General features: G+C 60.8%; 19 protein-coding genes. 13 read left to right on the top strand and 6 right to left on the bottom strand.

Annotation, left to right across the window (positions count from 1 at the left end):
• The first annotated feature begins 10 nt into the window (after positions 1–10).
• Together HB676_RS10155 and HB676_RS34055 are read left to right on the top strand one after the other, a co-directional pair.
• Complete coding sequence (locus tag HB676_RS10155; RefSeq protein WP_213737654.1) at positions 11–925, top strand: ABC transporter substrate-binding protein; 915 nt, start codon at positions 11–13, stop codon at positions 923–925.
• Between the two features lie 129 nt (positions 926–1,054).
• A complete protein-coding gene (locus HB676_RS34055; protein WP_213737653.1) occupies positions 1,055–1,666 on the top strand; it encodes a LysR family transcriptional regulator in 612 nt (203 codons plus the stop codon).
• Positions 1,667–1,693: 27 nt separating this feature from the next.
• Here the strand turns inward: HB676_RS34055 and HB676_RS10145 are convergent, their stop codons facing one another.
• The 6 genes from HB676_RS10145 to HB676_RS10120 form a co-directional block, all read right to left on the bottom strand.
• Positions 1,694–2,878 carry a Rid family hydrolase gene (locus HB676_RS10145; protein WP_213737652.1) on the bottom strand — a complete coding sequence of 395 codons (1,185 nt, stop codon included), beginning with the start codon at positions 2,876–2,878 and terminating at the stop codon, positions 1,694–1,696.
• 28 nt (positions 2,879–2,906) lie between these two features.
• Entirely contained in the window at positions 2,907–3,659 is a 753-nt protein-coding gene (locus HB676_RS10140; protein WP_213737651.1) for a hypothetical protein, read from the bottom strand.
• 54 nt (positions 3,660–3,713) lie between these two features.
• Positions 3,714–4,751 (bottom strand): TRAP transporter substrate-binding protein, encoded by a 1,038-nt coding sequence (locus HB676_RS10135; protein WP_213737650.1) that lies wholly within the window; start codon positions 4,749–4,751, stop codon positions 3,714–3,716.
• Between the two features lie 23 nt (positions 4,752–4,774).
• The gene (locus HB676_RS10130) at positions 4,775–6,055 is read right to left on the bottom strand and encodes a TRAP transporter large permease (protein WP_213737649.1); all 1,281 of its coding nucleotides are present in this window, start codon (positions 6,053–6,055) and stop codon (positions 4,775–4,777) included.
• Positions 6,046–6,537 carry a TRAP transporter small permease gene (locus tag HB676_RS10125; protein WP_213737648.1) on the bottom strand — a complete coding sequence of 164 codons (492 nt, stop codon included), beginning with the start codon at positions 6,535–6,537 and terminating at the stop codon, positions 6,046–6,048. The genes HB676_RS10130 and HB676_RS10125 overlap by 10 nt, the downstream gene beginning before the upstream one ends.
• 214 nt (positions 6,538–6,751) lie before the next feature.
• Positions 6,752–7,765: a GlxA family transcriptional regulator gene (locus HB676_RS10120; protein WP_213737647.1), complete on the bottom strand. Its 1,014-nt coding sequence runs from the start codon at positions 7,763–7,765 to the stop codon at positions 6,752–6,754.
• Positions 7,766–7,821: 56 nt separating this feature from the next.
• On the opposite strand from HB676_RS10120, the gene HB676_RS10115 reads away from it, so the two are divergent.
• The 11 genes from HB676_RS10115 (at position 7,822) to HB676_RS10065 (ending at position 20,908) form a co-directional block, all read left to right on the top strand.
• Positions 7,822–9,075 (top strand): sarcosine oxidase subunit beta family protein, encoded by a 1,254-nt coding sequence (locus tag HB676_RS10115; RefSeq protein WP_213737646.1) that lies wholly within the window; start codon positions 7,822–7,824, stop codon positions 9,073–9,075.
• 7 nt (positions 9,076–9,082) lie between these two features.
• Positions 9,083–9,343, top strand: a complete 261-nt coding sequence (locus tag HB676_RS10110; protein WP_213737645.1) for a sarcosine oxidase subunit delta — start codon at positions 9,083–9,085, stop codon at positions 9,341–9,343.
• Positions 9,340–12,303 carry a sarcosine oxidase subunit alpha family protein gene (locus tag HB676_RS10105; RefSeq protein ID WP_213737644.1) on the top strand — a complete coding sequence of 988 codons (2,964 nt, stop codon included), beginning with the start codon at positions 9,340–9,342 and terminating at the stop codon, positions 12,301–12,303. The genes HB676_RS10110 and HB676_RS10105 overlap by 4 nt, the downstream gene beginning before the upstream one ends.
• Positions 12,296–12,910, top strand: coding sequence for a sarcosine oxidase subunit gamma family protein (locus HB676_RS10100; protein ID WP_213737643.1), 615 nt, complete (start codon positions 12,296–12,298; stop codon positions 12,908–12,910). Before HB676_RS10105 ends, HB676_RS10100 begins: the two co-directional genes overlap by 8 nt.
• 152 nt (positions 12,911–13,062) lie before the next feature.
• A complete protein-coding gene (locus HB676_RS10095; protein ID WP_213737642.1) occupies positions 13,063–13,950 on the top strand; it encodes a glutamine amidotransferase family protein in 888 nt (295 codons plus the stop codon).
• Positions 13,950–14,627, top strand: coding sequence for a protein glxC (locus HB676_RS10090; protein ID WP_213737641.1), 678 nt, complete (start codon positions 13,950–13,952; stop codon positions 14,625–14,627). The genes HB676_RS10095 and HB676_RS10090 overlap by 1 nt, the downstream gene beginning before the upstream one ends.
• An 11-nt stretch (positions 14,628–14,638) precedes the next feature.
• Positions 14,639–15,982, top strand: a complete 1,344-nt coding sequence (locus HB676_RS10085) for an FMN-binding glutamate synthase family protein (RefSeq protein WP_213737640.1) — start codon at positions 14,639–14,641, stop codon at positions 15,980–15,982.
• Positions 15,983–16,056: 74 nt separating this feature from the next.
• Positions 16,057–17,355, top strand: a complete 1,299-nt coding sequence (gene glnT, locus HB676_RS10080; RefSeq protein WP_213737639.1) for a type III glutamate--ammonia ligase — start codon at positions 16,057–16,059, stop codon at positions 17,353–17,355.
• A 151-nt stretch (positions 17,356–17,506) separates the two neighbouring features.
• Positions 17,507–18,196: an XRE family transcriptional regulator gene (locus HB676_RS10075; protein WP_213737638.1), complete on the top strand. Its 690-nt coding sequence runs from the start codon at positions 17,507–17,509 to the stop codon at positions 18,194–18,196.
• A gap of 310 nt (positions 18,197–18,506) precedes the next feature.
• Positions 18,507–19,739, top strand: coding sequence for an amidohydrolase family protein (locus HB676_RS10070; RefSeq protein ID WP_213737637.1), 1,233 nt, complete (start codon positions 18,507–18,509; stop codon positions 19,737–19,739).
• The gene (locus tag HB676_RS10065; protein WP_213737636.1) at positions 19,736–20,908 is read left to right on the top strand and encodes an amidase; all 1,173 of its coding nucleotides are present in this window, start codon (positions 19,736–19,738) and stop codon (positions 20,906–20,908) included. The genes HB676_RS10070 and HB676_RS10065 overlap by 4 nt, the downstream gene beginning before the upstream one ends.
• Positions 20,909–20,914: the final 6 nt, after the last annotated feature.

Below are 20,914 nucleotides of genomic sequence, written 5' to 3'. Positions count from 1 at the left end.
GGGCCCCGCGGTGGCTGCCGAGAAGGTCGTGATGGGGTGGCTGCCGGCAACCGACGCGCTACCCTATTTCGTAGCCCTGGAGGAGAAAGCGTTCGAAAAAGTCGGCATCGAAGTGGTCGACCGGAAGTTCACGTCGCCGACGACTCTTGTCGACGGATTCCTGAGCAATCAGGTTGAGGTCGGTCCGTACGGAACAGCGCCGGGCATCGCATTGGCGGCCGAGGCGCAAAACCCGGGCACGCTGAAGCTCTTTGGTTTCTCGGGCGGCGTTGCCGATACCGATTATGTCAACAGCTCGCTGCTGGTGAAGCCGGACAGCCCGATCAAGGCGATTTCCGATCTGAAGGGAAAGAAGATCGGGCATATGCCCGGAATTCAGTGGCGCACCAATACCAAGTACATTCTGCGCAACGCAGGCATCGATCCGGATAAGGATGTTGTTCTCGCCGAGCTCGCGCTCAATGTTCAACTGCCCGCCGTCATATCCGGTACCGTGGATGCTCTGATCACGATCGAGCCGATGGGATCGATGGGCATTGCCTCCGGCGATGTTCGCGCCGTCGTAACAAATGTCGGCGCGAAATATATCACCAGTCCCTGGTTTGGCGGCGGCGCCGTGATGACCACGAAATTCATCAAGGAGAGGCCGGAAACGGCCAGGAAAATAATGCTCGTGCTGCGCGAGATCACCGACAAGATCCAGGCCAACTTCGATCAGTATCGTCCGCTGCTGGCAAAATATGTGGGGGTCCCGGAGGCGTCTCTGCCCGTCGTTAGAAAGCTGATCTTCCGCAACGAGAGGGACGTAGATGAAACAGACCTGCGCTCCGAGCAGAACGTGATCGACATGCTCTACAAAGAGAAGGTCATTCCGGTCCACTTTGAAATCAAGGACAAATTCGTTCGGCTGGGCGATATCAAATAGGGCGGACCCGGATTGAAACGTAACCAACGTCGGAAGCATATCCCGGCGCCGTCGGGTGTTTTCGCTCATGCCCCCAAAGACCAATCTCGACCAGATATTGGATGCTTAATCGGCGCAGTTCCCGCGAAAATGTTGCCTGCAGGGGCGACGTGCATGAATTTGGAATCGTCTCTCCTCCGTTATTTCAGGGAGGTTTATCGGCTGAAGTCGATCCGGCAGGCGTCCGCTACCCTGAATGTCGCCCCCTCTGCGGTCAGCAGACAGATACTGCGGCTCGAGCAGATGGTCGGCGTGCCGCTGTTCGAACGGCTGCCGCGCGGGGTGGCGCCGACCAAGGCCGCCGAAGTACTGGCGCGTTTCTCGCGAAGCTTCCTGACCGATATCGAGCGTGTGCGGGGCGAGATCGACTCGCTGCGTGGTCTTCGGCGCGGGCACATCCGGATCATGTCGACGGAAGGCCTGGTGGCATATCTGCTGAACCGGACGATCGCATCGTTTCATCACAGGTTTCCCGGCATCACCTATGAACTCGCCATTGTCGGAACCGACGCGGTGGCTCCTTGCCTGCGAAGCCCGCGCGACGGTAGCGCTGCTGGTTCCGGAGAATGCAACGGTCGCGCCCTCACCAAGGAACGCGCGTACAATTCCGCCTCCGATGCCTCGGGATCCGCCCGTGATCAAGGCCACCTTGTCTTGCAATCGCTTCATGATACCTGCCCCCGACAGCCGTGGATCGTTTAAAGTTGAGCACGCACTACAGCCTCTCTGTCATCCTGCGGGCGGAGGCACCTGCAATATGGTGGCGTCAGCCCCATGGCGGTGGGCGATGCCTTCGATCTGAACGCGAGCGCTTGGCAAGTCGAGGTAGCCCAGCACGGTGGCGCGCGGAACAAAGGGCTCGCGCATATTGCCGCCATAGCCTGCGTTGAAGCCGGCGTAATCGCGCCAATCCGTCAGCACGTTGTTGGTTCGGATCATGCTATCGCTGTCAAAGCCCGCAGCCTCGATCAAGCCATGCAGGCGTGCCCAAGCCGTGTCGGTTTGCATCCTGACGTCGGGATAATCCTGTTCTTCTTTAAGCCCGGTCTGCCCGCTCAGAAACAAAACGTCGCCGGCAAGCATCGCCGGGGCCGGGTGTCCAGGCCGCGATGGCGCGAGGGGGGTGCTGATACATTCGCCGCCGCCCTTGATCGCAATCGATTCAATCGAAACCGAGAAGTCCGGCCGCTCCAACGGAGCGCCGACAATTGTGCAGGTCGGTAATTTTCCGCCAAAAAACTCTTCCAGCATCGAACAGACCTCGGCATGCTCGCGAATGTCACGCAGCGTCAGGTGAATATTGCAGACTTCGTGCGGATCCAGTTCGGCAGCGGCCAGCATCGTGCGCAAGTTCCGGAGCGCGGCAGCGGTCTGTATGCGGCAACCTTGCGCGACGGTTTGTCCTTCACCGTCAATCGGAAGCGCGGTGGCGTAATGGAATCCATCTGCGAGCACGCCGGCCATGGCGCTGCCGACACGTGAATGCATGCTCGCGGCATCGATCGATCTGTTTCCGCCGCCTGTTACGGCGACAGCGTCGAGCTCGATCGCCGCCTGTGGAAGCGGAAAATCCCATGAGCCGATCACGGTGTGCGCGGGCCGAATTGAGGAAAACCGTTGTTCATAGATTGGAAGATAAGTTGCGATATCGCGCGGGAACGCGACATAGGTTTTGATCCGCACGACATCCGACAATGTCGCGTCGATCAAACCAAGCGCGGTGTCAAGATTATCGAACATCTTGCGGGTCTGCGCGCCGACGTCGATCCGCCCGGGACTGTCACCCGCGAGCCGGAGATCAGGATAGACCCCGGCGGTCGCACCGACGTGCACCAGGTTTCCGATGCGCGAGGCATGCGAGAAATGCGCGATCGGACGCATCAGGCGATCAGTATATATTACTTTTTTTGGCATCCGATCCTCGCTCCGGCTTGTGCGAAATCTAGATCACGATTTCGGATGACACGCCGCGCACATCCATCTCGTAGTCGAGATCCTCGACCGGCGGCCGTGCGAAGTGCCAGCTCAGGCCCATTTGCGACGCGCCTCGCGCGGCGATTTCGCGCTCGATCAGCGGGTGAATGTCGTAAATCGTGTAGAGGTGCGTACCGGTGCTGTCGCTCCATGTCGCGCCGAGCGCCTTCATCCGCCGCTCCATTTCGCCAAGCACCCAGCGCGCCTTTTCGGCGAGACCATCGGCCGAGCGATCACCCAACCGGATGGCATGATCGCGATAATTGCTCTTGCCCTCCGGCGCTTCGCCGCTGCCCGCAACGACGAAACCGCCCGGTGCGGATGACGTCTTCGGCATCGTGTATGAAAACGCATAGATGCCGACAGCCTTGGGCGGCGCGACCTGAGGGCACACATTGGTCCGTGCGACCGGATTGACGCCGTGCTTGATCAGGTCCCAACGCTGCAGCCAGCCGACATATTCCTTGTTGAAGCTCTTGAAACCTTCTTCGGTAAAGGGCGCCGGCGATCGCAATTCGCAGGCACAGAACGCGGCTGGCAGACGATTGCGGGCCCGAAGATGAGCTTCGATCGCGGCAAATGCCTCCGACATCGGCAACATCTTGCGAAACCGCGCGCGGACGATCTCGAAGCCATCATCGGCACGTACACCGGCGGAATACTGAAAAACGCCGGGGATGAAGTGATAGCTCCCGGCGGAGAGTGAATTCAGGTCTGTCATGCTGTCCATCAAAGGTTATGTGCCACGGCGAGCGTGTCACAGTGTCGAAGAGGCTCAGGAGGTCTGGATGATCTTGATAAGTTCTGCGGCGCCCGGCGTGGCCTTGCCGAATTCGTCCCATATCGGGCGAACCAAATCGACCCACTTGTCGCGGTCGGTCAGTTCAATGAAGGTCATGCCGTTCTTCTTGGCATCTTCCATTGCGCCGGCGCTGCGGTCCTCGAAGGCCTTGCGTTCGTGAACCGCCGATTCCTTTGCAGTGTCAGATAGCACCTTCTGAAAGTCCGCGGGCAGGCCCTCGTAAAAGGCCTTCCCCATGATCAGCGGCCGCGGTTCGACCGCGTAGCTCGACAACGTAAAGAATTTTGCGACTTCGTAAAACTTCGCAAGTGCCACCGTCAGGGGATCATTGGCGGTGCCGTCCACGGTGCCTTGCTGAAGGGCCGTGTAAATGTCGGGGTAGGGAAGAGGGGTGGGGACGGCGCCAAGGGCGCGAAAACCGTCGATCAGCGCGCGGTTCTGGATAACGCGCATTTTCAATCCCTTGAAATCCGCGAGGCTTTTGATCGGTACCTTGCGGGTCTGGAAATGCTGGTCGCCGGTGCTGTAATAGGCCAGCACCTTGAATCCCCTGGCCTCGGCCTGCTCGCCGATTTTGCTGCCCAAGGCTCCGTCCGCGAGAGCGTACATATGCTTCACGTCGCGAATGAGAAAAGGAAGCTCGACCACGTTATAGGCGGGCACAAAGCCGGCCCAGGCACCTGCGCCGACGCCGGCATGGATGGCGCCGGCAAGAATACCCTCGTTGATCGTGCGCTCGTCTCCGAGTTGCGCGGTGTGAAAGATCTGGACATCGACATCGCCGCCGGTGCGGCTTTCGATCGCGTTCTTCCAGAATTTGAAACCATCGACATAGGGAAACGTTTCGGCCGTGATGGTTGCGACCTTTAAGGTGATTTTTTTCGGCAGCTTGATGATCGCCGGCGCCTGAGCGAGGGCGCTTCTGCCTGAGTTGAATAGCGAAGCTGCACATGCAACCGACGCACCCAGAAACATACGCCGGCTAGGTAAGAATGGATTCCGCGTGTTCATCGATAGATTCTCCGTCACAATAATTAGCCAAAAACCAGGCGGGGAACGACGAGCGTGAGCCAGGGGAACATCATCAGGATGACGATCCCGAATGCGAGCACGGCCGTGTAGGGAAGCATGGCGCGGAAGGTTTTGTCCGCGCTGAGATTTGCGAACGAGCTTGCGATGTAAAGTCCGATACCGATCGGCGGCAGGAAAAGGCCAAGGCCGGTCGCCGCAACAACAATGATGGAATAATGCAGCGGATCGATCTGGAACTTGATCGCGATCGGCAGGAAAATCGGCAGACAGATGATGATCGCGGGTAGGCCTTCGAGCACGGCTGCGAGCAACGTAAAGACCGTGATGCTCAGGATGTAGAAAACCATCGGCGAGGATGAAACCGCCAGCATCAGTTGCGCGAGCCGGCCCGGGACCTGCTCATAGGCAAGGATCCAGGAAAAGCTCGATGCCGCGCCAACCATGAAGATGACGATTCCGCTGGTGATCGCGCTGTCGATGAAAATCTTCGGCAATTGGCTCCAGCGAATCTCCTTGTAGACGAAGACGCCGACGACAAATGCATAGGCCACTGCCAACACCGCGGCCTCGGTAGGGTCTGCGATACCGCCAAGGATCGCGCCGAAAACGATCACCGGCATCATCAAGGGAATCAGCGCGCGCAGAAGCGCCTTGCCGACCTGCGACCACGTCGCCCGGGGCTCGCCGCCGATTCCGTCGCGGCGGGCCTGGACGTAAATCAGGATCATCAGCGCAAGCGCGAGTACGGCCGCCGGCACGAAGCCCGCCAGAAACAGGGCGCCAACAGAAATACCGGCAATCTGCGCGATGATCACCATGATCAGACAGGGCGGAATCAGAATGCCCATCGCCGACGACGCAGAGACGATCGCCACCGCGCGGTCGGGCTTAAAGCCGATCCGGATCAACGAAGGCACCATCAGCGCGCCGATCGCTGAAACATCGGCGACTGTCGAGCCCGATATGCCGGAGAAGAACATTTCGGCGACCACGACGGCCATGCCGAGCCCGCCGCGAATATGGCCTACCAGCACGCGGGCCAGTTCCACCAACCGCACGGAGATGCCGCCGGTCTCCATCAGCGCGCCGGCTAGGATGAACAGCGGGATCGCCAGCAGCACGAAGGAATCCGCACCTGCGAAGATTCGCTGCGGCACGATCAGCAGCGGCGCGGCGTCGGCGATCAGAAGGCCGATGGTCGCGGATACACCGATTGCAAACGCCACGGGCGCGGTCAGCAGCAGCATCACGACAAAAGTCATGGCCATGATGATCACAGCCATTGATCGGACCCCTGTTCATTCTGGCTTGCGGCCGGAGCATGTGGATCATGCGCTGTACCTTGTCGAGGCAGCGATCCGCCGCGCAGCACGTCGAAAAAATGTTCGAGCGCGAAAACGAACATCAGAGCCCCGGATACCGGCACGATCGAGTAAAGGTAGCCCATGCTCCATTCCATCGTGGGCGATGTCTGGAACCAACTGACGCGGGTAATCGCAATGCCGTAGCGCACCAAAATCGCGGACATCGCCAGCACGACGAGCACAGCGAACAGTTGCACGAAGCGGTGTTGCCTCTCCGGTATCCACTTTGAAGCAATGAGTAGCTGGAAATGCCCCCATTCCTTCACAGCCACGGCGGCGGCGACAAATGTCATCGCAATCAGCAGGAAGCGGGCGGCTTCTTCCGTCCAGCCCAATCCGATATGGAGAAAATACCGAAAGAACACGTTGGTCAGCACGATCAGGACGATCGCCAGCAGCATCAGCGCTGCCATCCATTGTAGAGCGATATTGAGGAGCCTCGTTAATCGCATCGATCTGCGCCGGATCCTTTCGAGCGCCTAGTGCGCTACGTGCTTGCCTGCAAGTTGAGGGCCAGTCTGACGCGCGACAAGATCAATTTTAGCGGGGGCGTGTTGCCGGATGCGCAACAGTGCAGCCGCCTACAGAAAATCGCAAGCCGCATCTGATCTGCGGCTATTTCCGCCGTCGCGGTATTGCGCTGCGCAACGATATCGGCGGTCGGCCGTGCCAATTTCTGAAAGCCCTCGAGAAATGGCTGGGGTTCGTAAACCCGCTCGCCAGAGCCACCTCGGCAAGCGGTACGCTCGTTTCCTTCAATAAATTTGCCGCTCGGGTCAGCCGAAGGCCCATATAGATCGCGCCGATCGTCTGCTGAAGATTGGAACGGAACAGCCTTTCGAGCTGCCTTACCGAAACCTGGTTGCGGTCAGCCAGCGCCGACCGGCTGAGCGGCTCCTCGAGATTGGCCTCCATCGCGGCCAGCGTGGTCAGGACCTTCTCATTGGTTGTCTTGTAGCGTTCGCGAAGCGATACGCGTTGGGTTGCGTGCGCCTCGCGAAGCTGGGTCTGCAGGTACCAGTCGCTCACCATGGTTGCGAGATGACGGCCATGGTCTTCGGTGATCAACGCCGTGGCCAGATCGAGCCCTGCGATGCCGCCGGCGCAAGTCAGGCGATCCCGATCGATGACGTACAACCCGTGCTGGACGTCGAGGTGCGGAAAGGCCTCGGTAAAGGCCGGCCGATGCTCCCAATGGATCGTGCACCGATAGCCGTCGAGCAGACCGGCGCGCGCCAGAATATAGGGGCCACCCGAGACGCCGCCGATCCGCATCCCCCTTGAAGCCAGATAGCGAAGCCGGGCGAACGTGCGCTTGTCGCGAAACAGCGCCGGATTTCCTGCCGCGCATACCAACAAAAGATCGAGCGCAAGGGTGTCGCCGATTTGTGCATCTGCCCGGATTTTCGCACCATTCGATGCGCTGACGAACGCTTCCCGGATCGAGATATGCTTCCATTCGTAGAGAGCGCGGCCTGACAGGATATTGGCGGCGCGAAAAGCTTCGACGACGGACGCGTAGGACATTAGCGCAAATCCGTCGATCAACAGGAAGCCGATCCGGATCGGGCGATTCCGGTTTGGATTTCGCCTGTCGTTAATCGGCAAAATGATGTCGCTTTTCGTCATGTCTTTATTCAACTAGCCGCCATGATACGGCGGATCAAGGGCTCGGACCGGACCGTATGCGATATTCTATCTTCGCCTTGGCGCGTGGCGCTCTCACAAAGCACCGCCATTGGCACCCGGCGTGGCGGGATGCTGCGCCGAACGGGCCTTATGATGTGATCATCGTTGGAGGCGGGGGCCACGGACTGGCTACCGCTTACTATCTTGCGAAAATCCACGGCGTCAAAAAGGTCGCCGTCCTGGAACGTGGCTGGATTGGCGGCGGAAACGCCGGACGCAACACCACGATCATCAGATCCAATTACGGGCTGGACGGAAATACCCAATTCTACGAATGGTCGATGAAGCTTTGGGAGGGCCTGGAGCAGGACCTCAATTACAATGCGATGGTCAGCCAGCGCGGTGTGCTTAATCTATATCATGGCGACGCCCAGCGTGACGCCTATGCGCGACGCGGGAATGCGATGCGGCTGCACGGCGTCGATGCCGAGCTGGTCGACCGTGATGCGGTCAGGAGCATGGCGCCGTTCCTGAATTTTGACGCTGCCCGATTTCCTATTCAAGGCGGCCTTTTGCAGCGCCGCGGTGGCACGGCGCGGCACGATGCCGTGGTATGGGGCTACGCGCGCGCGGCTTCCAATCTTGGCGTCGACATCGTTCAGAATTGCGAGGTGACCGGTTTTGTCCGAAGTCCGGAAGGCCGGATGATCGGGGTTGAAACCACGCGCGGCAAGATCATGGGCGGGAAAATCGGCATGGCGGTGGCCGGACACAGCTCCCAGGTCGCTGAAATGGCGGGCCTGCGGCTTCCGATCGAAAGCCATGTATTACAGGCGTTCGTGACGGAAGCGCTCAAGCCGCTGTTGCCTGGTGTCATCACCTTCGGCGCCGGCCATTTCTATGTGAGTCAATCCGACAAAGGCGGCCTTGTGTTTGGCGGAGATATCGACGGCTACAACAGCTATGCCCAGCGCGGAAACTTGCCGGTGGTCGAGGATGTCTGCGAGGGCGGCATGGCCTTGATGCCGATGATCGGCCGGGTACGGATGCTCAGATCCTGGGGCGGCATCATGGACATGTCCATGGATGGCTCACCGATCATCGACCGTTCTCCGATCGACGGCTTATATCTGAACGCCGGCTGGTGCTACGGCGGATTCAAGGCGACGCCGGCCAGTGGCTGGTGTTTCGCTCATCTGCTCGCACGGGACGAGCCTCATCCCGTAGCCGCTTCGTTCCGGCTCGACAGGTTCGCCACCGGTCGCGTCATCGACGAGAAGGGCCAGGGCGCCCAACCCAACCTGCATTAGAGGCGCGATGAGAATACCCTGTCCCTATTGCGGTGAGCGAGACGGCGCTGAATTCACCTATTGCGGCGACGCGTCGCCCGTGCGGCCGGCTGCGGACGCAGGTGAAGCAGCATTCGTCGACTATGTGTACATGCGCAGCAACCCGGCCGGCGAAATCTCCGAGCATTGGTATCACGGGCAGGGCTGCCGGAACTGGCTCATCGTGAAGCGCAATACCCGCACCCACGTGATATCCGCCGCTATGCTGGCAAAGGGGAGCGCGCCATGAACCGCCTCGAGTCGGGAGGACTGATCGATCGCGGTAAGCCATTGAACTTTGTCTTCGACGGTAAAAAGCTTGCGGGATACGAGGGCGACACGCTGGCATCGGCGCTGGTCGCGAACGGGGTTCGCCTGGTCGGCCGATCGTTCAAATACCATCGCCCTCGCGGCATCCTCACCGCCGGCAGCGAGGAGCCCAATGCGCTGGTGACGCTGAGGACAGGCGCGCGGTCGGAGCCCAACACGCGCGCGACGTCCGTCCAGTTGTTCGAGGGCCTCGTCGCCGAGAGTCAGAACCGCTGGCCGACACTCGGTTTTGATCTGATGTCGCTCAATAACCTGCTTTCGCCGATGTTCACGGCGGGATTTTACTACAAGACGTTCATGTGGCCCGCATCGTTCTGGGAGAAAGTCTACGAGCCGCTGATCCGCCGCGCGGCTGGTCTCGGCAAAGCGAGCACGCAGCCTGATCCTGATATCTACGACAAGGCTCATGCCTTCTGCGATGTCCTTGTTGTCGGCTCGGGGCCTGCCGGCCTGAGCGCGGCGCTTGCCGCGTCGCAGGCGAAGGCGCGCGTGATCCTCGTCGAAGACGACTGGCTTCTCGGGGGGCGTCTGCTTTGCGAAGATCAGGACATCGACGGGGCACCCGCGGTGGATTGGGTGCGAAGGATCGAGGGCATCCTGACGGCGATGCCCAACGTCTCGATGCTCAGGCGGGCGACCGTGTTCGGTGCGTATGATGGCGGTACCTTCGGCGCGGTGGAGCGGATCGCGGATCATCTCGCTGAACCGAAACCGGGCGTGCCGCGCCAGCGGCTTTGGAAGATTTGCGCCAAACGCACCATTCTCGCGACCGGCGCGATCGAGCGGCCGCTGCCGTTCGGGGGCAATGATCTGCCGGGGATCATGATGGCAGCGGCGGTCCGCGCCTACGCGACCCGTTTTGCAGCCTTGCCGGGCAACGAGATCGTTATCTACACGACGACGGACAGCGGATGGGCGGCGGCGAGGGATCTGACGGGCTGCGGTGCCAACATCACAGCCATCATCGACGCCCGCGCCTCTGCGCCAAAAGGTGCGGCGCGCTTCGCTGCATCCGCGGGCATACGTGTCTTCGAAAACGCCGTTGTCGTCGATGCTTCCGGTGGCCGGAGGCTTCGAAGCCTGAAGCTGCGAAGCGCCGACGGCAAGATTTTTGAGTTGACCGCGGATGTACTCGCAATATCCGGCGGGTGGAATCCCGTCATGGGCATTGGCTGCAATCTCGGCAGTCGGCCGGTCTGGTCTGACGCGATCCACGCTTTCGTGCTCGCCAACCCGCCGGCCGGCATGACATTGGCGGGCTCGGCCGCGGGGCGCTTTTCCTTGGCGGAAGCATTGGACGACGGTCACCGCGCCGGTGCAGCCGCTGCTGCCGATTTGGGTTTTTCACCGCCGCCCACGAAAATTCCGCCGTGCAGCGAAGACGCGACCGGGAGTATGCCGCTGTGGCATGTCGAGGGCGCCAAACAAAAAGTATTCGTCGATTTCCAGCACGACGTGACCGACGCAGATATTGGGCTGGCCGCGCAGGAAGGATTCAGGTCGGTCGAGCACTTGAAAAGATACACGACGTTGGGGATGGCGACCGATCAGGGAAGGCTGGGTCAGGTCAACGGTCAGGCGCTGTTGGCCCGTCATCTCGGCAAAACGCTCGCGGAAACCGGCACCATTCTTTCGAGGCCGCCGTTTCTCCCGGTCGCGATCGGCGCCTTTGCCGGCCATCATCGCGAGATGAATTTTCGCCCCGAGCGTCGCACCGCCAGCCATGATTGGGCCGCCGAAAACGGCGCGGTTTTTGTCGATAGCGGACCGTGGAAGCGTGCCCAATGGTTTGCCATTCCTTCCGATCAGGATTGGCTGGATAGCGTCACACGCGAAGCCACCGCAGTGCGTGCCTCGGTGGGTGTCTGTGATGTTTCAACCCTGGGCAAAATCGATATCCACGGTCCCGACGCCGGCATTTTCCTCGATCGCCTCTACATCAACATGTTCTCGACGCTTGCGGTCGGGAAGGCGCGGTATGGCGTGATGTTGCGCGAAGACGGCTTCGTTCTCGACGACGGCACCACGACCCGGCTGGCGGACGACCATTACTTCATGACCACCACGACGGCCAATGCCGTCAAAATCATGCAGCATGTCGACTATTGCAGGCAGGTCCTTTGGCCTGAGCTCAACGTGCAGGCGGTCTCCGTCACGGAACAATGGGCGCAATTCGCGGTCGCCGGACCGAATTCGCGGCTGTTGCTGCAAAAGGTTTTCCCCGATCTGGACCTTTCGAATGACGCGTTTCCATACATGTCGGCCATCGCAGTCACCTGGATGGGCGTGCCGGCGCGAATCTTCCGTCTGTCATTCTCGGGCGAGCTTGCGTTTGAAGTCGCCGTTCCCGCGCGGTACGGCGACGCGCTGGTTCGCATCCTGATGCGTGAAGGACGCGATCTCGGCGTGGTCGCTTACGGTACCGAAGCGCTTGGCGTGCTCCGGATCGAAAAGGGACACCCGGCCGGCAACGAGCTTAGCGGTCAGACCACGGCCACCGATCTCGGCTTTGGACGGATGATGTCGCAGAAGAAGGATTACGTCGGGCGCGTGCTGGCGGTCCGTCCGGCGCTTACCGATCCCATGCGGCCATCGCTGGTGGGCTTGCGCCCGGCCGCGCGTTCCGAGCGGCTTCGCGGTGGTGCTCATATTCTGCCGCTATCCAGTGAGAACCGGGCCGACAACGATCTCGGCTACGTCACCTCGGTCGCCTTCTCGCCAATGATGGGGTCCTGGATCGGCCTTGGTCTGGTAAGCGGCGGCCAGGGAAGGATTGGCGAGCGTCTTCGGGCCTACGACCCGGTCCGGAACGGTGATGTCGAAATCGAGATTTGCAGCCCGGTCTTTGTGGACCCCGAAGGAGTGCGCGTTCGTGGCTGAGATAATTATTCCGCGGGGAGCCTTCGAGTTGCATCTGCGGGATCTCCCGCCGGTGAGTGGCGCGAACACGCTTAAAGTCGATGAGCGCCTGGAATCCGCAATGGCCACGGTGATGTCGCGGGGCGATAACGCCGCTCTGGCGGCGCGCATCCACGACGCATTCGGAATTGTGCTTCCTTCAGGACCCCAGCGCGTTTCGAACGGCGTTGAGGCGTTCATCGGTGTTGGGCCCGGCGTTTGGCTTGCGGTGTTCGAGAAGGCCGGTCCCCAGAGGGCCTCCAAGCTGGCGGCGTCGCTGGCGGGATTGGCTTCGGTGGCGGACCAGACAAGTGCTTATGCCGTGCTTCGGATCACGGGAGAGGCCGCCCGCGAGGTTTTGTCGCGCGGGGCGTTCATCGATTTCGATCCGTCTGTGTTCGGGCCGGGTTCCGCAGCGGTGACCACGATTTCGCATATCGGTGTTTCGATATGGCGGATCGACGATGCCCCCACCTTCGAGGTAGCGTTGTTCCGCAGTTACGCTGATAGCTTCTGGCACTGGTTGACGACAACCTGCACCGCGCTCGGCGTCGGTCTCGTCCGGCATGGCGGATCAGCCCGCATTTAAGTCGTTCGTTTAGCGCTCGGATTTCATCGTACGCGCCAAAACTCGTTTGCATGCCCCCAATTCATTTCGTGAAGGGAAACAATATTTCCTCTGATTGACAATGACCGGGGCGGCTGTCTACAAATCCATGGGGTCCAAAACAGGAGCTTCATGTGTGTGGAATCGTCGGGTTGTTTCTGAAGGAGCGTGATCTCCAGCCCCAACTGGGCAATATGCTCGGCCAAATGCTTCAGGTGATGACGGATCGTGGCCCCGACAGTGCCGGTTTTGCTGTTTATGGCGAGGGCGCCGCGGATCATTTCAAGCTCACAGTGCGCGGCTCGAATTTGGCCAGCCTTTCCCGGGATATCTCTGAAGCGCTGGGTGTTTCCGTCGGCCTGACGTTGCGTGATACCCATGCAGTGCTGTCCTTTCCTGATGAAGTGACTGGAAAAGTCCGCGAATGGCTTTCCACGCATAGGCCCGACCTTGCGGTGATCGGTGCAGGGCACCGGATCGAATTGTACAAGGAAGTCGGCTTGCCGGCCGATGTTATCAAGCGCTTCAATCTGCCGGGCATGGCGGGAACGCATGGCGTCGGCCATACGCGGATGGCGACCGAATCCGCCGTGACGACGGCGGGCGCCCATCCGTTTTCGACCGGCGCCGATCAGTGTCTCGTTCATAACGGATCGCTGTCAAATCACCGCAGCGTCAGGCGTAACCTTGAACGCGAAGGTCTGACATTCGCGACCGACAACGACACAGAAGTTGCCGCCGGATTCGTGACATGGCGCATGAGAAACGGCGACAGCCTAGAAAGGGCGCTTGAAGCCAGTCTCGATACGCTTGACGGTTTCTATACGTTCGTCGTCGGCACCGAGAATGGTTTTGCCGTGCTGCGCGATCCCATCTCATGCAAGCCTGCCGTGATGGCCGAGACCGATCGTTACGTGGCATTTGGCACCGAGTACCGGGCGCTCGCGGTCCTGCCGGGAATTGAAAAGGCGCGTATCTTCGAGCCGGAACCGGCCAAGGTCTACGCCTGGGAGCATCGCTGATGCCGGTTGTCGATCTCGCCGTTTCGCGGGTCCGTGAACTCAACAAGGCGCTTCATCAACTGCCGCGAAACACCAACGAAACCCATTGGACGGTGCAGAATCCGGCAGGCCAGCATTCGATTGCCGTCGGCATCGATGCCCCGATCGAGGTCATGATCGAAGGCCATGTCGGCTATTATTGCGCGGGCATGAACAAGGACGCCCAGATCACGATCAGCGGTAACGCCGGCGTCGGCCTCGCCGAAAACATGATGTCAGGCGTGGTCCGGCTTGCCGGCGATGCCAGCCAGGCTGCGGGCGCCACCGGCCGGGGCGGACTCCTGATCATCGAAGGCAATGCATCGGCCCGTTGCGGCATATCGATGAAGGGGATCGATATCGTGGTGAAGGGATCAATCGGCCCGATGAGCGCCTTCATGGCTCAGACCGGCAATCTGGTCGTGCTCGGCGATGCCGGCGAGGCACTGGGTGACTCGATCTACGAAGCGAGGCTGTTTGTGCGCGGCGAGGTCAAGAGCCTTGGCGCCGATTGCGAGGAGAAGCCGCTCGGCAGCGAAGAGCGCGCCATCCTTGCGGGTCTGCTGGACCGCGCGGGCGTGGACGTTCCCGCCGACTCCTTCCGATTGTTTGGGTCGGCGCGGCGGCTTTATCATTTTCACGTCGACAACGCGTATTGATCGGAGAGAGCATGAGCGAGAGCCCGCCGACCACCCCGCGAACGCCTCCGCGATTTTCCGCGACCTTCGATCCCTACACGATCGCGCAAATCCAGCGCGCCGCAGCGACGGGCATTTATGACATCCGCGGCGGCGGCGCCAAACGTGCGTTGCCGCATTTCGATGACCTGCTGTTTCTCGGCGCCTCGATGTCGCGGTATCCGCTGGAGGGTTATCGCGAGAAGTGCGGCACCGAAGTCGTGCTGGGGGCCCGGTTCGCCAGCAAACCGATCACGCTCAGGACGCCGGTGACGATCGCGGGCATGAGTTTCGGTGCATTGTCCGGCCCCGCCAAAGAGGCGTTGGGCCGCGGCGCCAGCGCCGTCGGTACGTCGACGACAACCGGCGACGGCGGCATGACAGTCGAGGAGCGCGGTCACTCCAAAACGCTCGTCTACCAATATCTTCCCTCTCGCTATGGGATGAATCCGGACGATCTGCGCAAGGCCGACGCCATCGAGGTTGTCGTCGGGCAGGGCGCCAAGCCGGGCGGTGGCGGCATGTTGCTCGGCCAGAAGATCAGCGCGCGCGTGGCGGCAATGCGCGACCTGCCGGAAGGCATCGATCAGCGTTCGGCTTGCCGGCATCCGGATTGGACCGGCCCGGACGATCTGGAGATCAAGATCGGCGAGCTTCGCGAAATCACGGATTGGGAGAAACCCATCTATGTGAAGATCGGCGCGTCGCGGCCGTATTACGACACCGCATTGGCTGCAAAGGCCGGCGCCGATGTGGTCGTGGTCGACGGCATGCAGGGGGGCACCGCAGCGACCCAGGAAGTGTTCATTGAAAATGTCGGCATTCCGACACTGGCCTGCATCCGGCAGGCCGTGCAGGCGCTTCAGGATCTGGGTCTGCACCGCAAGGTTCAATTGATTGTATCGGGCGGCATTCGCACCGGCGCTGATGTCGCCAAGGCGCTCGCGCTGGGAGCGGACGCCGTTGCGATCGGCACCGCGGCGCTTATCGCACTCGGCGATAATAATCCGGCCCTCGAAGACGAGTACCGGAAGCTCGGCACCACGGCGGGCGCCTATGACGACTGGCAGGATGGCCGGGACCCTGCGGGCATAACGACGCAAGATCCCGAGTTGGCCTCGCGTCTGGATCCGGTCAAGGCGGGCCATCGTCTGGCGAACTATCTGTCCGTGTTGACGCTGGAAGCACAGACGATCGCGCGCGCCTGCGGCAAGAGCCACGTCCACAATCTGGAGCCGGAGGATCTTGTGGCGCTGACGATCGAGGCGGCTGCGATGGCGCGCGTGCCGCTCGCGGGGACGGACTGGATTCCGGGTCACCCGGGTACATCGTTTTAGTCGAATGGGAGATGCTTCCCTCGGCGTAGTTGAAGCAATTGACATGATAACCGGCAGCATTTGGGCATAACGAAATGGCACATGACCTCGTTGAGACGGCCAAAGAGCGCGCAATCAAATATTTCCTGATCTCCTACACCGACCTGTTCGGCAATCAGCGGGCGAAGCTGGTCCCGGCATCGGCGATCGGCGAAATGTCGAAAAACGGTGCCGGTTTTGCGGGCTTCGCGACGTGGCTGGACATGACGCCCGCCGATCCCGACCTGTTTGCGGTTCCCGATCCGGAGAGCCTGGTCCAGCTTCCCTGGAAGCGCGAAGTGGGCTGGCTCGCGGCCGACCTCTTCATGAACGGCAAGCCCGTCGCGCATGCGCCGCGCAATGTGCTGAAGGCACAGTTGAAGAAAGCTGAGGCTGACGGCCTGGAAATGAAAACCGGCGTGGAGTGCGAATTTTTCCTGATCTCGCCGGACGGGACTTCGATTGCCGATCACGCCGACACCCAGGTGAAGCCGTGCTACGACCAGCAAGCGTTGATGCGCCGATACGATGTCATCACGGAAATCTGCGACGCGATGGGTGAATTGGGCTGGCGCCCTTACCAGAACGATCACGAGGATGCCAACGGCCAGTTCGAGATGAATTGGCATTACGACAACGCGCTGATCACCGCGGATCGCCACTCCTTCTTCAAATACATGACGAAAGCGATTGCCGAGAAGCATGGCCTGCGCGCGACTTTCATGCCCAAGCCGTTTACGAATTTGACCGGAAACGGTTGCCACATGCACGTCTCGATGTGGAAGGGAGCCGACAATGCATTTGCGGATGGCAAGAGCGAGCAGGGCCTTTCTCCCGTCGCGTTGGGCTTTATCGGAGGCCTGATGCATTCAGCCGACGCACTCGCCGCGGTACTTAATCCCACGGTCAACAGCTACAAGCGAATCAATGCGCCGCGAACCATGTCGGGCGCGACATGGTCGCCAAATTCCGTCACCTGGACCGGCAATAACCGTACGCACATGATCCGTGTGCCCGAGGGAGATCGTTTCGAGCTTCGGTTGGCAGATGGCGCCGCGAATCCGTATCTGATGCCGGCGGTGGTTCTGGCGGCCGGGCTCGATGGCATCGCGAACAAGCGGGATCCGGGCAAGCGGCTCGACATCAACATGTATACGGAAGGTCATACCGTTGAGGTCAAGAAGAAGCTCCCCTTGAACCTGCTGGATGCGCTTCGCGCGCTGGAGGCGTCCGACGTGTTGAAAGGCGCCCTGGGCGAGTTGGTGCCTTCCTATCTGAAACTGAAGCACGAGGAATGGAACAGCTTCGCCAGCCATCTCACCGATTGGGAACGCCAGACGACGCTGGATTGCTGATCGAGCAGCGGTGCCCGGGAGGATAGGTCGTCTTGCGGGCCGCGTAATTTCCCTGCCAACATACATCGTATGCACCCAGTCGTTTCCGTACCGGCCAAAAGCGCTGTAAGGATGTAGACTGGAACTGGCGCGGGACCCAAAAGGGGCAGGGATGGTTAGCCGAGGGGCGAAGAAAGCAAACCGGGATTCGAAACCGGCAAAACCGGCGCGAGGCGCCAAGCGCGGTGCGGAGGATTTGCTGACGGGCTCGCTGGCGCCGGCGGATTTGCGGGCGAGAAGTGTCGAGGAAGAGATCGGCACCGAAGTGCGCCGGCTGCGCAAGGGCCTTGATCTGACCGTCGCGGAGCTCGGTACTGCGGCCGGCATCTCGGCCGGCATGCTGTCCAAAATCGAGAATGGGTCGATTTCGCCGTCGCTGTCGACGATCGGGGCGCTCGCGAAAGCGCTCAACGTTTCGATCAGCAGCCTGTTCGCCGAATCGGATGAACGGCGCGATTGCTCTTTTGTGAAAGCCGGGCAGGGGGTGCGCATCGAGCGGCGGGGCACCAAGGCCGGGCATCTCTACGATCTGCTCGGCCATTCCCTTGCCGGCGACATCGGCGTCGAGCCCTTTCTGATCACGCTCAAGCAGGATGCGCTTCCCTATACCAATTTCCGCCATGTCGGTGTCGAGTTCATCTACATGCTGTCGGGCAAGGTGCGATATCGTCACGCCGACCGGACCTATCTGCTTGAACCCGGCGATGCGCTGTTTTTCGACGCGGCGGCGCGCCACGGTCCGGAAGAACTGATCAAGGCGCCGATGGAATATCTATCGATCATTATCTATCCGCGGCGTTAGCCATCGTCGGTTGCGCGCTGACTGCAATTTCTGCGGTCCAGACGCAGACAATGCATGGTGATGCAGCCAATCCAGTGTTCCCCGGGTGAACGCTTCTTTCTTCTCAGGATATTCAATTGACAACTAGGAAAATTTTTCTGATCATCCGCGGGCTTCGCTGATCAGGGCATTGTCGTTCGGCCGGCGCATGCCGGTGCCGTTAAACGGCGCGGTGAAGCAGCACACGGGTTTGCTCGGGTCTGTTTCGACGCTCACCCGCGGATCGGCTGGCCAGCTTCCGTCGGAAAACAATCAACAGGGTAAGAGGCCCATGGATCTCATTCTCAGAAATGCGCGCCTCGTCGGTGCGGAGGATAGCCTCACCGATATCGGCATCGACAAGGGCAAGATCGCCGCCTTGTCTCCTGCGCTTTCCGCCGAAGGCGAGACCATCGATCTCGGCGGCCGGCTGGTCTCTGCCGGATTTATCGAAACCCATATTCATCTCGACAAGTCCTGCATTCTCGATCGCTGCAAGTCGGATCGCGGCGATCTGGAAGAGGCGATCGCAGAGGCCGCCAAGGCCAAACTGGCTTTTACGCCGGAAGATGTGAATGCCCGTGCGAGGCGCACGCTGGAAAAAGCCATTCTCCAGGGTACGACCCATATGCGCACGCATCTCGAAGTGGATCCGGGCGTCGGGCTGCGCAGCCTCGAAGGCGTCATGCCGTTGATCAAGGAATATGCCTGGGCCATCGACCTCGATATCTGCGTCTTTCCGCAAGAGGGCCTGCTCAACAATCCCGGCACCGATGAATTGATGATGGAGGCGCTCAAGCGTGGATGCCGCGTGGTCGGCGGTGCGCCCTATACCGACAGCAATCCGCCCGGGCAGATCGATCGCGTGTTCGAGATGGCGCGAGAGTTCGATATCGACATCGACATGCATCTGGATTTCGGTCCGACCGCCGACAACATGGATCTCGAACATGTTTGCCGGCGCACCGACGAGCATAAATATGGCGGCCGCGTCGCGATCGGCCACGTCACCCGGGCGACCAGCCTTTCAATGCCGGCCTTCGAGGCGACCGCCAGGCGGCTCGCGGATGCCGGCGTGACGCTGACGGTGCTGCCGTCCACCGACCTGTTTCTGATGGGCCGCAATCATACGCATGACCACAATGCCCCCCGCGGTGTCGTGCCAGCGCACAAGCTGCTGCATCATGGCGTCAATTGCACGCTGTCGAGCAACAATATCCTCAATCCGTTTACGCCGTTCGGCGACTGCTCACCGCTCCGCATGGCCAATTTGTACGCCAACATCTGCCAGGTCGGTAAGCAGTCCGATATGAAGGCCTGCTTCGACATGGTCACGAAACGGCCGGCCCATCTGATGCGTCTCAAGGACTACGGCACGGCGGTCGGCAAATCCGCCGATCTGATCGTACTGGATGCGACCGAGCCGGAGATGGCGGTCGCGGAATTGACGCCGGTACTCTACGCCTTCAAGCGCGGCCGCCAGACGGTCTCGCGTCAGCCCGCCAAACTGCACAGGCCACAATGATCCCCAACGATTCCCTCAGCGCCTTCACGCGTCATACCCACGTCGCGCTTGATGGCAGCGGCGCAGGCGCGCTCGCCGGGCTCACCATGGCGGTAAAGGACGTCTACGATATCGCGGGATATCGCACCGGTAACGGCAATCCGGTTTGGCTTGAAACGCATCCGGCGGCCGAACGAACCGCGTCGAGTGTGCAGCGGCTGCTTGACGCCGGCGCACGCATGGTCGGCAAGACTCATACCGACGAACTCGCCTACAGCCTCAATGGCGAAAACATGCATTACGGCACGCCGACCAATCCGAAAGCGCCGGGTCGCATTCCCGGCGGCTCTTCCAGCGGCTCGGCTGCGGCAGTCTCGGGCGGCCTGGTGGATTTCTCGCTGGGAACGGATTGCGGCGGCTCGGTGCGTCTGCCCGCCAGCTATGGCGGCATCTACGGCATCCGAACCAGCCATGGCTTGATCCCGGCGGACGGGATCGTTCCTCTGGCGGCGAGTTTCGATACGGTCGGCTGGTTTACGCGAACGTCAGAATTGATGCTGCAGGTCGGCGATGTCTTGCTGCCGCCGTCGGCGCCGTGGGCGCCGAAATCATTGTTGATCGCAGCGGATGCTTTTGCCGCGGTCGATCCGACGATCGTGCGCGCGCTGCAACAGGGGATCGACCGGGTAAAGGCCGCCTTTCCGACCATACGCGACGTCAACGTCTACACCGGCGATCCCTCGGAATGGTCTGCGCTGTTTCGTATTCTGCAGGGTGACGAGATCCGGGAGTTTCACTCCGATTGGATCGATCGACATAAACCTGTGTTCGGGCCGGGCATTCGTGAGCGGTTCCAGTGGACGAGAACCATCGATCCGAATGACGTGGCGACGGCGAAGCCGAAGCGCGAAATTGTCGCGCAGCATATGGCGCAATTGCTCAGCGGCGATTGCCTGCTTTGCCTGCCGACCGCGCCCGGTATTGCGCCAAAGCTGAAAACGGCGCCGGAAGAGCTTGAGGCCTTTCGGGCGCGCGCCTTTGCGCTGTTGGCCGTTGCAGGGCTGGCGCGGCTGCCGCAAATCAATCTGCCTGTGGGGACCCTCGACGATTGTCCGGTCGGATTATCGCTGATCGCTCCGCGCGGCTGCGATCGCGGTCTGTTGGAATGGACCGCGACCCATTTTCAATGACGCGGT

This window comes from Bradyrhizobium sp. dw_411 (assembly GCF_018449695.1).
GTDB lineage: Bacteria > Pseudomonadota > Alphaproteobacteria > Rhizobiales > Xanthobacteraceae > Bradyrhizobium.
This window is presented reverse-complemented; position numbering and strand designations above follow the sequence as displayed.

Coding starts and splice junctions, on each gene's coding strand:
- HB676_RS34055 (WP_213737653.1), top strand. CDS start 1,055: ATGTTGCCTGCAGGGGCGACGTGCATGAATTTGGAATCGTCTCTCCTC.
- HB676_RS10145 (WP_213737652.1), bottom strand. CDS start 2,878: ATGCCAAAAAAAGTAATATATACTGATCGCCTGATGCGTCCGATCGCG.
- HB676_RS10140 (WP_213737651.1), bottom strand. CDS start 3,659: ATGACAGACCTGAATTCACTCTCCGCCGGGAGCTATCACTTCATCCCC.
- HB676_RS10135 (WP_213737650.1), bottom strand. CDS start 4,751: ATGAACACGCGGAATCCATTCTTACCTAGCCGGCGTATGTTTCTGGGT.
- HB676_RS10130 (WP_213737649.1), bottom strand. CDS start 6,055: ATGGCTGTGATCATCATGGCCATGACTTTTGTCGTGATGCTGCTGCTG.
- HB676_RS10125 (WP_213737648.1), bottom strand. CDS start 6,537: ATGCTGCTGGCGATCGTCCTGATCGTGCTGACCAACGTGTTCTTTCGG.
- HB676_RS10120 (WP_213737647.1), bottom strand. CDS start 7,765: ATGACGAAAAGCGACATCATTTTGCCGATTAACGACAGGCGAAATCCA.
- HB676_RS10115 (WP_213737646.1), top strand. CDS start 7,822: ATGCGATATTCTATCTTCGCCTTGGCGCGTGGCGCTCTCACAAAGCAC.
- HB676_RS10110 (WP_213737645.1), top strand. CDS start 9,083: ATGAGAATACCCTGTCCCTATTGCGGTGAGCGAGACGGCGCTGAATTC.
- HB676_RS10105 (WP_213737644.1), top strand. CDS start 9,340: ATGAACCGCCTCGAGTCGGGAGGACTGATCGATCGCGGTAAGCCATTG.
- HB676_RS10090 (WP_213737641.1), top strand. CDS start 13,950: ATGCCGGTTGTCGATCTCGCCGTTTCGCGGGTCCGTGAACTCAACAAG.
- HB676_RS10085 (WP_213737640.1), top strand. CDS start 14,639: ATGAGCGAGAGCCCGCCGACCACCCCGCGAACGCCTCCGCGATTTTCC.
- glnT (WP_213737639.1), top strand. CDS start 16,057: ATGGCACATGACCTCGTTGAGACGGCCAAAGAGCGCGCAATCAAATAT.
- HB676_RS10075 (WP_213737638.1), top strand. CDS start 17,507: ATGGTTAGCCGAGGGGCGAAGAAAGCAAACCGGGATTCGAAACCGGCA.
- HB676_RS10070 (WP_213737637.1), top strand. CDS start 18,507: ATGGATCTCATTCTCAGAAATGCGCGCCTCGTCGGTGCGGAGGATAGC.
- HB676_RS10065 (WP_213737636.1), top strand. CDS start 19,736: ATGATCCCCAACGATTCCCTCAGCGCCTTCACGCGTCATACCCACGTC.